Below are 15,904 nucleotides of genomic sequence, written 5' to 3'. Positions count from 1 at the left end.
TGACGCCGCCGCGGTACACCATCGTCGCGATCAATTACCAGTGGAAGCCCGCGCCGGCCGCCACACCCACGTTGCCACGGGTGTTGCTCGTGGCCTGGGCCTTGAAGACCCAGCGACCGCTCTCGGACATCTTCGAGAGGCCCAGCGCGACTGCCGACTGGCCACCGTAGGTACCACCACCCATCGCCACCATGCCGCGGCCTGGCAGCGTGGCTTGCGGCAGTGCCGCCATTGCCATCGCCGATGCCGTGCCAGCGTACGCATCACGACGGACGTTGTTCACCTGCTGGTTGGTGTAGTTGATCGCGGCGTTCTGCACATCGTTCAGCCCCGACTGCAGCTGGGAGACGTTGACCGCGTCAGTCGCTGCGGTACCCGCTGCCACGTTCGTGATCTGACGCTCGTTGCCCGCAGTGCCCACGGACACCGAGTTAGCACGATCGGTCTCCGAGCCCGCACCCAGCGCCACGCTGTTATCGTGGGTCGCCTTCGTATTGGCGCCGATGGCCGTCGAGTTGTTGCCCGATGCCGACGCCGTGTTACCCATCGCCACACCGTTGTTGCCGGTGACGCTGGCGTTGGCGCCCGATGCCACACCCTTCGTGCCAGCCTGCACGTATGCCTTGTCGGCGTCCGTGTTGGTGCCATCAGCCTGGAAGTAGCGCGTGTTGGCCTCCGTCTTGTTGATCACGTCACCCCAGTTGTTGACCGTGGTCTCGAGGTTATCGACACGGGTATTGGTCTGGTACAACTGCGCGCCGTTGACCGCATCGGTGCTGTTGGCCGACACATCACCCTGGTGCAGGTTGCTGATCGTGGTGCCACCGGTCTTGCCACCATCGGTCGACGTATCGCCAGCCAGCGTCACGTGATCCTTCGGGGCATTCCCAGTACCGTCATACTTCACGTTGCGACCGTCGTCAGGACCCGTTCCACCCGAGCCAACTGCCGCCTTGAGCTGCGCCACGTTGACCGCATCGCTGTCAGCCGTACCTGCCGCCACGCCGGTGATCTGGCGATAGATGCCGGCTGCCGGGTTACCGACCGATACTGCGCCCGCCGTGCCCATGGTACCCATCACCGCGTTGGCAAGCGTGGCATCCGCACCGGTCGGCACCCAGCCCGCGATACCACCTGCGGTGCTGGCTACAGAGCCCGAGCCCAGTGCCACGCCACCGGCGGTCGACGCCGACGCGCCCACGCCCATGGCCATCGCGTTCAGACCGGTTGCGCCGTCGTTGGCGTAGTTGGCGCCCTGCTTACCGTCGTCGTTCACGCTGTAGTAGTGCGTCTTCGAGGCATCCACCGTGGTGTTCAACTGGTCCACGTTCACCGCGTCGCCGCCACTGGTGCCGGCTGCCACGTTGTGGATCACCGTACCACCCGTCTTCGTCGTCGAGTTGTACGTGTCACCACCCAGCGTCACCGAGTTGTAGTTCACCGTACCGTCGGTGTTCTTGTCGTACTTCACGGCGTTGTTGTCCAGGACGTCGACCTTCTGGTCCACGCCCTTGAGCTGCGCAACGTTCACCGCGTCGCTGTCGGCCGTACCGGCTGCCACACCCGTGATCTGGCGGAACTGGCCGTTAGCCGCATCGCCCACCGACACCGCGCCCAGCGTGCTGGTCGTCGCCGCGATCGCCGCGCCCTGTGCCGCGCTTGCGCTCTGCGGCACGAACCCGGCTACACCTGCTGCCGTGCTTGCCACCGAGCCAGAGCCCAGCGCCACGCCACCGTCAGCCGTTGCCTTGGCGCCCACACCGGCGGCCAGCGAGTTCACACCCGTTGCGCCGTCGTTGGCGTAGTTGCCACCCTGCACGCCGTTGTCGTTCACGCTGTAGTAGTGCGTCTTGGCCGCATCCACCGTCGTGTTCAACTGGTCAACGTTCACCGCGTCGCCGCCGCTGGTGCCGGCCGCCACGTTGTGGATCACCGTACCGCCCGTCTTGGTCGTCGTGTTGTACGTGTCACCACCCAGCGTCACCGAGTTGTAGTTCGTCGTACCGTCGGTGTTCTTGTCGTACTTCACCGACGAATCCGCGACCTGCGTCAGCTGGCTTACGTTCACCGCGTCCGTGGCGGCCGTGCCGGCCGTCACGCCCGTGATCTTGCCCGAGCCACCGTCGTTGATCGTCACGTTGCCGAACTTCGGTGCGTCCGCCATCTGCAGCTGAACCGCACCCGTCGCCGGATCGGTCACCGTCTTCAGGTTGTTGCCCGAGTAGGTGCCCGCCGTCGTCGCCGTGCCAGCGATCGTCAGCGTGTCGCCCAGGTTGGTGTGAACCGCCGTGCCGCTGTTGCCCGCGAAGTTCAGACCCTTCGAGGTCAGGTCAGAACCTTGCTGATTCAACTGGTCAACGTTCACCGCATCGCCGCCGCTGGTGCCGGCTGCCACGTTGTGGATCACCGTACCACCCGTCTTCGTCGTCGTGTTGTACGTATCACCACCCAGCGTCACGCTGTTGTAGTTCGTCGTACCGTCGGTGTTCTTGTCGTACTTCACCGACGAATCCGCGACCTGCGTCAGCTGGCTTACGTTCACCGCGTCGGTGGCGGCCGTGCCGGCCGTCACGCCCGTGATCTTGCCCGAGCCACCGTCGTTGATCGTCACATTGCCGAACTTCGGTGCGTCCGCCATCTGCAGGTTCACCGCACCCGTCGCCGGATCGGTCACCGTCTTCAGGTTGTTGCCCGAGTAGGTGCCCGCCGTCGTCGCCGTGCCAGCGATCGTCAGCGTGTCGCCCAGGTTGGTGTGAACCGCCGTGCCGCTGTTACCGGCAAAGTTCAGACCCTTCGAGGTCAGGTCAGAACCTTGCTGATTCAGCTGGTCAACGTTCACCGCATCGCCGCCGCTGGTGCCGGCTGCCACGTTGTGGATCACCGTACCACCCGTCTTCGTCGTCGAGTTGTACGTGTCACCACCCAGCGTCACCGAGTTGTAGTTCACCGTACCGTCGGTGTTCTTGTCGTACTTCACGGCGTTGTTGTCCAGGACGTCGACCTTCTGGTCCACGCCCTTGAGCTGCGCAACGTTCACCGCGTCGCTGTCGGCCGTACCGGCTGCCACACCCGTGATCTGGCGGAACTGGCCGTTAGCCGCATCGCCCACCGACACCGCGCCCAGCGTGCTGGTCGTCGCCGCGATCGCCGCGCCCTGTGCCGCGCTTGCGCTCTGCGGCACGAACCCGGCTACACCTGCTGCCGTGCTTGCCACCGAGCCAGAGCCCAGCGCCACGCCACCGTCAGCCGTTGCCTTGGCGCCCACACCGGCGGCCAGCGAGTTCACACCCGTTGCGCCGTCGTTGGCGTAGTTGCCACCCTGCACGCCGTTGTCGTTCACGCTGTAGTAGTGCGTCTTGGCCGCATCCACCGTCGTGTTCAACTGGTCAACGTTCACCGCGTCGCCGCCGCTGGTGCCGGCCGCCACGTTGTGGATCACCGTACCGCCCGTCTTGGTCGTCGTGTTGTACGTGTCACCACCCAGCGTCACCGAGTTGTAGTTCGTCGTACCGTCGGTGTTCTTGTCGTACTTCACCGACGAATCCGCGACCTGCGTCAGCTGGCTTACGTTCACCGCGTCCGTGGCGGCCGTGCCGGCCGTCACGCCCGTGATCTTGCCCGAGCCACCGTCGTTGATCGTCACGTTGCCGAACTTCGGTGCGTCCGCCATCTGCAGCTGAACCGCACCCGTCGCCGGATCGGTCACCGTCTTCAGGTTGTTGCCCGAGTAGGTGCCCGCCGTCGTCGCCGTGCCAGCGATCGTCAGCGTGTCGCCCAGGTTGGTGTGAACCGCCGTGCCGCTGTTGCCCGCGAAGTTCAGACCCTTCGAGGTCAGGTCAGAACCTTGCTGATTCAACTGGTCAACGTTCACCGCATCGCCGCCGCTGGTGCCGGCTGCCACGTTGTGGATCACCGTACCACCCGTCTTCGTCGTCGTGTTGTACGTATCACCACCCAGCGTCACGCTGTTGTAGTTCGTCGTACCGTCGGTGTTCTTGTCGTACTTCACGGCGTTGTTGTCCAGGACGTCGACCTTCTGGTCCACGCCCTTGAGCTGCGCAACGTTCACCGCGTCGCTGTCGGCCGTACCGGCTGCCACACCCGTGATCTGGCGGAACTGGCCGTTAGCCGCATCACCCACCGACACCGCGCCCAGCGTGCTGGTCGTCGCCGCGATCGCCGCGCCCTGTGCCGCGCTTGCGCTCTGCGGCACGAACCCGGCTACACCTGCTGCCGTGCTCGCCACCGAGCCAGAGCCCAGCGCCACGCCACCATCAGCCGTTGCCTTGGCGCCCACACCGGCGGCCAGCGAGTTCACACCCGTTGCGCCGTCGTTGGCGTAGTTGCCACCCTGCACGCCGTTGTCGTTCACGCTGTAGTAGTGCGTCTTGGCCGCATCCACCGTCGTGTTCAACTGGTCAACGTTCACCGCGTCGCCGCCACTGGTACCGGCCGCCACGTTGTGGATCACCGTGCCGCCCGTCTTGGTCGTCGTGTTGTACGTATCACCACCCAGCGTCACCGAGTTGTAGTTCGTCGTACCGTCGGTGTTCTTGTCGTACTTCACCGACGAATCCGCGACCTGCGTCAGCTGGCTCACGTTCACCGCGTCCGTGGCGGCCGTGCCGGCCGTCACGCCCGTGATCTTGCCCGAGCCACCGTCGTTGATCGTCACGTTGCCGAACTTCGGTGCGTCCGCCATCTGCAGCTGAACCGCACCCGTCGCCGGATCGGTCACCGTCTTCAGGTTGTTGCCCGAGTAGGTGCCCGCCGTCGTCGCCGTGCCAGCGATCGTCAGCGTGTCGCCCAGGTTGGTGTGAACCGCCGTGCCGCTGTTGCCCGCGAAGTTCAGACCCTTCGCAGTCAGGTCAGAGCCCTGCTGGTTCAGCTGGTCAACGTTCACCGCGTCGCCGCCGCTGGTGCCGGCTGCCACGTTGTGGATCACCGTACCACCCGTCTTGGTCGTCGTGTTGTACGTGTCGCCACCCAGCGTCACCGAGTTGTGGGTGCTGTTGTCATACATCACCGCATCCGCCACCGACGCTGCCGTCGCCGACTTCAGCTGGCTCACGTTCACCGCATCGGTGTCCGCTGCGCCCGCCGCCAGGTTGGTAATGCGACGCTCCGCGCCCGCCGAACCCACCGACACTTCGCCCACCGGTGAAGTACCTGCGATCGTGCCCGTACCCGGGTTGTAGGCCGGCGTCGTCAGATCCGCCGTCGTGGTGCTGTTCGCACCGAGCGCCACCGAGTTGTCCGCCGAGGCCAGCGCGTTACGGCCCAGAGCCAGGGCGTTCGCACCCGTCGACTTCGCTTCGTAACCCACCGCCGTCGAGCCCTGGCCTTCGGCGAACGCGTCGCTCTGTGCCAGACCCGTCTCATTGGTGCGAGCGTAACGGATACCCGTGCCTTCGATCGTGGTGTACTCCGACGTCTGGTTGCCGGCGAAGTTGTTCACCGTGTCGCCCAGGTTCGTGACGTTCTGGTTCGTCTCGCTCAACTGCTGGTAGTTCACCGCGTCGCTCGGGTTGGTACCCGCCGCCACGTTGGTGATCTTCGTACCACCCGTCTTCGTCGTCGAGTTATACGTATCCCCACCCAGCGTCACCGAGTTGTGGGTGCTGTTGTCATACATCACCGCATCGGCCACCGACGCTGCCGTCGCCGACTTCAGCTGGCTCACGTTCACCGCATCGGTGTCCGCTGCGCCCGCCGCCAGGTTCGTGATACGACGCTCCGCGCCCGCCGAACCCACCGACACTTCGCCCACCGGCGAGGTGCCTGCGATCGTGCCCGTGCCCGGGTTGTAGGCCGGCGTCGTCAGATCCGCCGTCGTCGTGCTGTTCGCACCGAGCGCCACCGAGTTGTCCGCCGAGGCCTGGGCGTTACGGCCCAGGGCCAGTGCGTCCGCACCCGTCGACTTCGCCTCATAGCCCACCGCCGTCGAGCCCTGACCTTGAGCAAACGCGTCGCTCACCGGCAGGCCCGTGTCGTTGGTGCGCACGTAGCGGATACCACGGCCATTGATCGTCGTGTTCGTCGTCGACTGGTCGCCGGCGAAATTGTTCACCGTGTTGGTCACGTTGTCGACCTTGGTGTCCACCGCCGTCAACTGATCCACGTTCACCGCATCGCCGCCGCTGGTGCCGGCCGCCACGTTGTGGATCACCGTGCCGCCCGTCTTGGTCGTCGTGTTGTACGTATCCCCACCCAGCGTCACGCTGTTGTAGTTCACCGCACCCGTCGTCGGATCCACGTCGTACTTCACGGCGCGGTCGTCAAGGTTGTTCACCTTGCCATCCACCGCCTTCAGTTGCGACACGTTCACCGCATCCGTGTCCGCCGAACCGGCTGCCAGGTTCGTGATACGACGCCCCGCGCCTGCCGAGCCCACCGACACTTCGCCCACCGGGCTCGTGCCCGCGATGGTTGCGGTGCTGCTCGGGTTGTAGGCCGGCGTCGTCAGATCCGCCGTCGTGGTGCTGTTCGCACCGAGCGCCACCGAGTTGTCCGCCGAGGCCTGGGCGTTACGGCCCAGAGCCAGTGCGTCCGCACCCGTCGACTTCGCCTCATAGCCCACCGCCGTCGAACCCTGGCCTTGAGCAAACGCATCGCTCACCGGCAGGCCCGTGTCGTTGGTGCGCACGTAGCGGATACCGCGACCATTGATCGTCGTGTTCGTCGTCGACTGGTCGCCGGCGAAGTTGTTCACCGTGTCGCCCAGGTTCGTGACGGTCTGGTTCGTCTCGTTGAGTTGCGACATGTTGACCGCATCGCTGTCATTCACGCCGCGAGCCACGTTGGTGATCTTCGTACCGCCCGTCTTCGTCGTCGAGTTGTACGTATCCCCACCCAGCGTCACCGAGTTGTGGGTGCTGTTGTCATACATCACCGCATCTGCCACCGACGCTGCCGTCGCCGACTTCAGCTGGCTCACGTTCACCGCATCGGTGTCCGCTGCGCCCGCCGCCAGGTTGGTGATACGACGCTCCGCGCCCGCCGAGCCCACCGACACTTCACCCGCCGGGCTCGTGCCTGCGATCGTGCCCGTGCCCGGGTTGTAGGCTGGTGTCGTCAAATCTGCCGTCGTGGTGCTGTTCGCACCGAGCGCCACCGAGTTGTCCGCCGAGGCCTGGGCGTTACGGCCCAGAGCCAGTGCGTCCGCACCCGTCGACTTCGCCTCATAGCCCACCGCCGTCGAGCCCTGGCCTTGAGCAAACGCGTCGCTCACCGGCAGGCCCGTGTCGTTGGTACGCACGTAGCGGATACCACGGCCATTGATCGTCGTGTTCGTCGTCGACTGGTCACCGGCGAAGTTGTTCACCGTGTTGGTCACGTTGTCGACCTTGGTGTCCACCGCCGTCAACTGATCCACGTTCACCGCGTCCGTACCTGCCACACCCGGCGCAACGTTCGAGATCACCTTGCCGCCTGCGTCAATGCCGGCCGTCGTCACGCTCGGACCACCGGCAATCGTCAGACCGCTGTCGTTGATCGTGGTGTTACCCGTCTTCACCGAGGTGAACTCAGGGTTGTCTGCCATCTGCAACTGAACCGCGCCCGTCGCCGGATCGGTCACCGTCTTCAGGTTGTTACCCGAGTAGGTGCCCGCCGTCGTCGCCGTGCCAGCGATCGTCAGCGTGTCGCCCAGGTTCGTATGAACCGCCGTGCCGCTGTTACCGGCAAAGTTCAGACCCTTCGAGGTCAGGTCAGAGCCCTGCTGGTTCAGCTGGTCAACGTTCACCGCGTCGCCGCCGCTGGTGCCGGCTGCCACGTTGTGGATCACCGTACCGCCCGTCTTGGTCGTCGTGTTGTACGTATCCCCACCCAGCGTCACGCTGTTGTAGTTCACTGCGCCCGTCGTCGGATCCACGTCGTACTTCACGGCGCGGTCGTCAAGGTTGTTCACCTTGCCATCCACTGCCTTCAGTTGCGACACGTTCACTGCATCGGTGTCCGCTGCGCCCGCCGCCAGGTTGGTGATACGACGCTCGGCGCCTGCCGATCCCACCGACACTTCGCCCACCGGCGAGGTACCCGCAATGGTTGCCGTGCTGCTTGGGTTATATGCCTGCGTCGTCAGATCTGCCGTCGTCGTGCTGTTCGCACCGAGCGCCACCGAGTTGTCCGCCGAGGCTTGGGCATTGCGGCCCAGGGCCAGTGCTTCCGCACCCGTCGACTTCGCCTCATAGCCCACCGCCGTCGAACCCTGGCCTTGAGCAAACGCATCGCTCACCGGCAGGCCCGTGTCGTTGGTGCGCACGTAGCGGATACCGCGACCATTGATCGTCGTGTTCGTCGTCGACTGGTCGCCGGCGAAGTTGTTCACCGTGTCGCCCAGGTTCGTGACGGTCTGGTTCGTCTCGTTGAGTTGCGACATGTTGACCGCATCGCTGTCATTCACGCCGCGAGCCACGTTGGTGATCTTCGTACCGCCCGTCTTCGTCGTCGAGTTGTACGTATCCCCACCCAGCGTCACCGAGTTGTGGGTGCTGTTGTCATACATCACCGCATCTGCCACCGACGCTGCCGTCGCCGACTTCAGCTGGCTCACGTTCACCGCATCGGTGTCCGCTGCGCCCGCCGCCAGGTTGGTGATACGACGCTCCGCGCCCGCCGAGCCCACCGACACTTCACCCGCCGGGCTCGTGCCTGCGATCGTGCCCGTGCCCGGGTTGTAGGCTGGTGTCGTCAAATCTGCCGTCGTGGTGCTGTTCGCACCGAGCGCCACCGAGTTGTCCGCCGAGGCCTGGGCGTTACGGCCCAGAGCCAATGCGTCCGCACCCGTCGACTTCGCTTCATAGCCCACCGCCGTCGAGCCCTGGCCCTGAGCGAACGCATCGCTCACCGGCAGGTTCGTGTCGTTGGTACGCACGTAGCGGATACCACGGCCATTGATGGTCGTGTTCGACGTCGACTGGTCGCCGGCGAAGTTGTTCACCGTGTCGCCCAGATTCGTGACGGTCTGGTTCGTCTCGTTGAGCTGCGAACCATTGACTGCGTCCGTGCTCGTTGCGCTCACGTCTCCCGGCGCCACATTCACGATCTTCTTGCCGCCTGCGTCAATGCCGGCCACCGTTACGCTCGGGCCACCATTGATCGTCAGACCGCTGTCGTTGATCGTGGTGTTACCCGTCTTCACCGAGGTGAATTCGGGGTTGTCTGCCATCTGCAGGTTCACCGCGCCCGTCGCTGGATCGGTCACCGTCTTCAGGTTGTTGCCCGAGTAGGTACCGGCCGTCGTCGCCGTGCCAGCGATCGTCAGCGTGTCGCCCAGATTCGTGTGAACCGCCGTGCCGCTGTTACCCGCGAAGTTCAGACCCTTCGAGGTCAGGTCAGAGCCCTGCTGGTTCAGCTGGTCAACGTTCACCGCGTCGCCGCCGCTGGTGCCGGCTGCCACGTTGTGGATCACCGTGCCACCCTGCTTGGTCGTCGTGTTGTACGTGTCACCACCCAGCGTCACGCTGTTGTAGTTCACTGCACCCGTTGTCGGATCCACGTCGTACTTCACGGCGCGGTCGTCAAGGTTGTTCACCTTGCCATCCACCGCCTTCAGTTGCGACACGTTGACCGCATCGGTGTCGGCTGCGCCTGCGGCCAGGTTGGTGATGCGACGCTCCGCACCGGCCGAACCCACCGACACTTCGCCCACCGGGCTCGTGCCTGCGATCGTGCCCGTACCCGGGTTGTAGGCTGGCGTCGTCAGATCCGCCGTCGTCGTGCTGTTCGCACCGAGCGCCACCGAGTTGTCCGCCGAGGCCTGGGCGTTACGGCCCAGGGCCAGTGCATCCGCACCCGTCGACTTCGCCTCATAGCCCACCGCCGTCGAACCCTGGCCTTGAGCGAACGCGTCGCTCACCGGCAGGCCCGCGTCGTTGGTGCGCACGTAGCGGATGCCACGACCGTTGATCGTCGTGTTCGTCGTCGACTGGTCACCGGCGAAGTTGTTCACCGTGTTGGTCACGTTGTCGACCTTGGTGTCCACTGCCGTCAACTGATCCACGTTCACCGCGTCGGTACCCGCCACACCCGGCGCTACGTTCGAGATCACCTTGCCGCCTGCGTCAATGCCGGCCGTCGTCACGCTCGGACCACCGTTGATCGTCAGACCATTGGTATCAAGCTTCGTGTTCCCGGTGGTGACCGAACTGAAGCTCACATCGTCAGCCGTGGCGATGGTGAGTTGGTTGCCGTTCTGCGTGACGTTGATGTTGTTGCCATTCACAACGTTGACGGTACCGCCCGGGGCAACGTTGCTGGCCGTGCCACCGTTGGCCTGCAGGTTCCAGCCAGCGCTGGCCTTGCTGTCCACCGCCTTCAGTTGCGCCACGTTCACCGCGTCGCTGTCGACCGTGCCGGCTGCCACGCCATTGATCTGGCGGAACACGCCGTTGCTTGCATCACCGACCGAGACGGCGGCGAGTGTGCTGGTGGTCGCGGCAACAGCACTCGACTGCGCTGGTGAGACCCCTGCGGGAACGTACCCGGCTACGCCCTTGTCAACACTGGCTACGGAACTGGAGCCCAGTGCCACGCCATCTTTGACACTGCTCTTGGCCGACAATCCAAGTGCGAGGGATTGGTCGGCTACCGCCTGTGCGCCCGGGCCGATGGCGGCCGCGTTGACACCCGCGGCGCTCGAGCTGCGGCCAATGGCGGTCGACGAGTTGCCCGTTGCGCTCGCGCTGCGACCGATGGCCGTGGCGTAATCCGAGGCGCTTGAGCTGTCGCCCACTGCGGTGGCGCTGCTGCCCGTCGCCTTGGCCATGTAGCCGACTGCGGTGGCATATTTGTTGGTCGCGGCGGAATACGAACCCAGTGCCGTGGAGCCCACGCCGACGGCACCCGTTTCATAGCCGAATGCCGCAGCGCCCGTGCCGCTCGCGTTTGCCCGATCACCCACCGCAGTGGCGCCGGTACCCAGATCGCCTGCCGTACCCGGGTCAGCCTGGGCGCGAGTCATGTAGCCGATCGCAACACCGTAGTTGCTGCTGGCCTGTGCCTGTTGACCAAATGCGATGGTTCCCTGGGCGGTGGCAGAAGAGGTCTGCCCAATGGCAATTGCGTTGTCCTGCGTGGCCTGCGTGCCGGTTCCCATCGCAATGGACATATCACCGGTTGCGGTCGTGTTGCCAGTACCGACGGCGATCGCCCCCTTGGCTGTGGCCGAAACCTTAGAGCCGATGGCAATCATCCCCGACACGAGCGGATCGTAGGTTGCGCTACCAGCTGTGACGTTGCTACCGAGCGCGACCGTTCCGTCGCTGCTGGCCTTGGCGTTCACACCTGCGGCCAGCGCATTGACGCCAGTGGCGCCGTTGTTGTTGTAGTTCGCGCCTTGCGTGCCGTTGTCATTGACGCTGTAGTAGTGCGTCTGGCCGCTGGCCATAGCACTTTGCAGCTGGCTGACGTTGACCGCATCGGTACCCGCCGAGCCTGCTGCCAGATTCGTGATACGGCGTTCCGCGCCAGCCGAGCCCACCGACACTTCGCCCACCGGGGTCGTGCCCGCAAGGGTGGCGGTGCCGGGGTTGTATGCAGCTGCGGTCAGGTCAGCCGTGGTGGTGCTGTTCGCACCCAAAGCGACGCTGTTGGCAGCCGTTGCGGAAGCACCGGCGCCGAACGCAGCCGACTGGTAAGCGCTGGCATTGGCCTTGTAGCCGGCGGCGATGCTATCTTCACCGGATGCTGTCGAATTGGAGCCAAGGGCTGTCGCTTCTGAGTTCAAGGCATTTGCATTTAGTCCCGCCGCAAGCGAGTCGCTCCCAGATGCCTTGGCCTGGGGACCCAGCGCAGAGCTATAGCCGCCGCTGGCCGATGCTCCGTGGCCAAGCGCCGCCGACACGCCATTGGCCATGGAACCGTCACCGATGGCGGACGAGTTCATGCCTGCATTGGCACCGGCCCCAACGGCAGTCCCGTAGTAGCCGCCTGACGAACCATTGCCAACCGCCACCGCACCTTCAGAACTGGCGCTGGAGTAAGGTCCCACGGCAGTCGACATATAGCCGGTAGCGGAAGCTCTGTTGCCGAGCGCCACACTCGAATTGCCAGTGGCATTCGAGTTCTGACCGAATGCGGAGTCGTTGAATCCCGCCGTGCTTCCCAGACCCACCGCCGTCGCGCCGGTGTTGTTGGCATGGGCATTCGTACCGATCGCAATCGCGGAATCTACTAAAACGGGGCCATCCGCCACGGCGCCATTGCCAATGGCAATGGCGCTACTCGAGCTGGCCTTCGCTCCATCGCCAACGGCAGTGGAGTGGTCACCCGAAGCGATGGCATTGGTGCCTGCCGCCAGGGCCCCAATACCCGTGGCGCCGTCGTTGTTGTAGTTGCCGGTCGGAGTGCCAGTGTCGTTGACGCTGTAGTAGTGCGTCTGTGCTGCCTGCAATTGGGACACGTTCACGGCATCCGTGGCGGCGGAACCTGCTGCCAGGTTCGTGATGCGGCGTTCCGCACCGGCAGAGCCGACCGACACTTCACCGAACGGGCTGGTGCCCGCGAGGGTACCTGTGCCGGGGTTGTACGCGGCTGCACTCAGGTTGGCCGTGGTGGTGCTGCGGGCACCCAGTGCGACGCTGTTGTCGGCCGTTGCATTGGCCAGATCACCCAGGGCAACGGCCGCCTTGCCCGATGCCGAGCTGACCGAACCGATCGCCACGCTGTCGGCAGCCGTTGCGGAAGCGTTGGCACCGAACGCAGCCGACCAGGGAGCACTGGCATTGGCCTTGTAGCCGGCGGCTATGGCCTGGTCGCCAGAAGCCGTCGAATAGGCGCCAATGGCCGTTGCGTCTGAGTTCGAGGCAGTTGCATGTACGCCCGCAGCAAGTGAATCACTCCCGGACGCATTGGCAGTGGGGCCCAGCGCAGTGCTGTAACTCCCGGTGGCCGACGCTGCGTGGCCAAGCGCCGCCGACACGCCATCAGCCATGGAGCTGTCGCCGATAGCGGACGAGTTCATGCCGGCATTGGCACTGCCGCCAATTGCAGAACCGTAGTAGCCGGCTGACGTATTACTGCCGACCGCCACCGCATTTTGACCACTGGCGTTGGCGGAAGGTCCCACTGCAGTCGAAAATCCGCCGGTAGCGGAAGCACTATAGCCGAGGGCTGCACTCGAGCCGCCCGTGGCATTCGAATTCTGGCCGAATGCGGAGTCGTTGAATCCCGCGGTGCTTCCCAGACCCACCGCCGTCGCGCCGGTGTTGGTGGCATGGGCATTTGTACCGATCGCAACCAGGGAAGCTGCGGCGGCGGGGCCATCGGCCACGGCGCCAAAGCCGATGGCAACAGAGCTGCTCGCGCTGGCCTTTGCACCATCGCCCACGGCAGTGGAGTGATCGCCCGAAGCGGTGGCATTGGTGCCTGCCGCCAGGGATCCAATCCCCGTGGCGCCGTCGTTGTTGTAGTTCGCGCCTTGCGTGCCGTTGTCGTTGACGCTGTAGTAGTGCGTCTGTGCGGCCTGCAATTGGGACACATTCACGGCATCCGTGGCAGCGGAACCGGCTGCCAGGTTCGTGATACGACGCTCTTTACCCGCCGAGCCAACCGACACTTCGCCGACAGGTGCGGTGCCGGCGACAGTCGCCGTCTTGCTCGGATTGTAAGCAGGCTTTGTCAGGTCTGCCGTGGTGGTGCTACTTGCGCCCAGCGCGACGGAATTGGCCGCGGACGCGTTGGCGCCGCGACCCAGTGCGATCGCATTCACGCTCGATGCGACGGCACCGCTGCCCTCTGCAATGGCATAGTCCTGCGTTGCCGACGAGGCCGCGCCAAGCGCCATCGCACGGTAGCCGGAGGCCTGGGCGCTGCCCCCATAGTCGCCTCCGAGCACTACGCTGCCCTGCCCGCTGGCGGAACTGTAAGCCCCGATGGCCGTGGCGTATCCACCGGTGGATGATGCGCCGTAGCCGAGTGCCGCGCCAATGCTGGTTGCCTTCGAGCTCTGGCCAACGGCGGTGGAGTTGTCACCCGCCTTTGCGCCTTGGCCAACAGCGGTGGCGTAGTAACTGGCCGATGAGCCACTACCGAGTGCTGTCCCGGCTTCGGCACTGGCGCTGGAGTAAGACCCCAGCGCAATCGAATTCATACCGGTAGCAGAGGCGCCATAGCCTAGCGCCGTGGCCGCGACGCCGGTGGCGTTCGAATACTGGCCGAATGCGGAGGCATTCATGGATGCTGTGCTACCCATGCCAATGGCCGCTGCGCCAGTGTTGGTGGCATGGGCACCCGAACCGATCGCAATCGGCGAATCTGTGGTGGCGGGACCATCCGCCACGGCGCCATAGCCGAACGCAATCGATTTACCCGCGCTTGCCTTGGCATTCATACCGCTCGCAAAGGAATACTCACCACTCGCGACCGGTCCACTCGAGTTTGTCACGTCAGCGTAGCCGGATGCACCGATTGCGACACTGCTGTTACCCGTTGCGGACGCGTTCGCCCCCATTGACACTGCGTGGTTTCCCGTCGCGTTAGCACCATCGCCAATGGCGATAGCCGACGTGGCATTGGCACCCGTCGCACTATTCCGGCCCAGCGCCATTGAACCTTCCGCGCCGCTGTTCGTACTGGCGGACGTGCCGATCGCGAGGGAATCCTTACCGGCAGCCGAAGCCGTGTAGCCCATCGCTACCCCGCCCTGATTGGCCAGTGCCTGGTAGCCAACAGCCGTAGCGAAACCGTTGGCCGCTTGGGATTGTTGGCCAATGGCAATAGCTCCGGCGCCCAAACTGGTGGCATGATCGCCAATGGCGACCGTGTCGGTCTGGCTTGCGGAAGCCCCCGAACCGATCGCCACGGAATATTGACCGGAGGCACTGGAATACGGACCAATCGCAACGGCGTCGTAGCCAGACGCCGTGGAGAAGTGACTGATGGCTGTGGAGTTGGTACCCGAGGCCGTGGCGTTGTATCCGTACGCGACGGCCTCCTGGCCTGACGCCACCGACAAGTTGCCGATGGCCATGGCGCGCAGATTTGTGGCCTTGGCGGTGTCACCGATGGCAATGGAATCATTGCCAGTTGCCGTACTGTTAATGCCAATCGCTGCACTGTTGGTTCCGGATGCAATATCCGAGGTGCCAACAGTCATGGAACCGGCACCACCGGTACCCTGCGAGATCGTCTGCGCTGCGGCACCTCCGGCGACCAGCGCAAGCGCTGCCGTCGCCATCAGCTTGCGCTTGCGCCCCGATTGTTTCGTACGCCCTGTGGCAATCTCTGAGGCAACCACCCAGGTATTCAGCGCCGAGTTCCAGATCAGGCGATAAATCTTGTTCACAATACTTCTCCATGCGGGCTCCATGAGCCCGCGAGCTTTGTAGATTCGATAAGTGGGAAGCTGCCTGGGTGACTGCGGAATTACGCGACAGATATCCAGCCTGTTTGTATTGCCTGCTGGCTGGCTATCGGTTATCAGTCATTCCGTCGGCGCGCTCTACACGGTTTTTAGCGGTCTTGATACCGGGCGCTCAGATAAAGCCGCGCAAGGATGCGCGATTCGGCCGACGTGTGCGATTGAATGGCTTTCATGGCATTACTAGAAGTAGTTCTATAGCAATGAATGAAGCTTCGCTTTAATCAGATATAAATACATTGAGACACGACGTCTTATTTCGCCGTAATCTTCCGAATACATACGGCGAAATTTCCCAAAATAATAGAAAGTGCCCAGTTCGCCCTCCCGCGAATAACCGCCGTTAGGGATGGTGGAATCGGTCCAAACTGTAAAAATCTGGCAGCCCCAATAGGGCCATGGTGGCCATGCGTCGCAATTTAATTGCTTCGATGATCGGGAATGAGGGTCACAAATGCTAGCGTCCTAGCGACTTTCGTGGCACATAGATAACCTTCCAGGTTGCTCTCGAACGTTGTCGAGATGACTACGTGGCATATCTGC

General features: G+C 64.1%; 1 protein-coding gene. It reads right to left on the bottom strand.

Translation table 11 applies throughout. The annotated features are described in order from the left end of the window. Positions 1-34: 34 nt before the first annotated feature. A complete protein-coding gene (locus K6G35_RS20330; protein ID WP_495676918.1) occupies positions 35-15,286 on the bottom strand; it encodes an ESPR-type extended signal peptide-containing protein in 15,252 nt (5,083 codons plus the stop codon). Positions 15,287-15,904: the final 618 nt, after the last annotated feature.

The sequence above is a fragment of the Cupriavidus sp. HY129 genome, from assembly GCF_059492215.1.
This window is presented reverse-complemented; position numbering and strand designations above follow the sequence as displayed.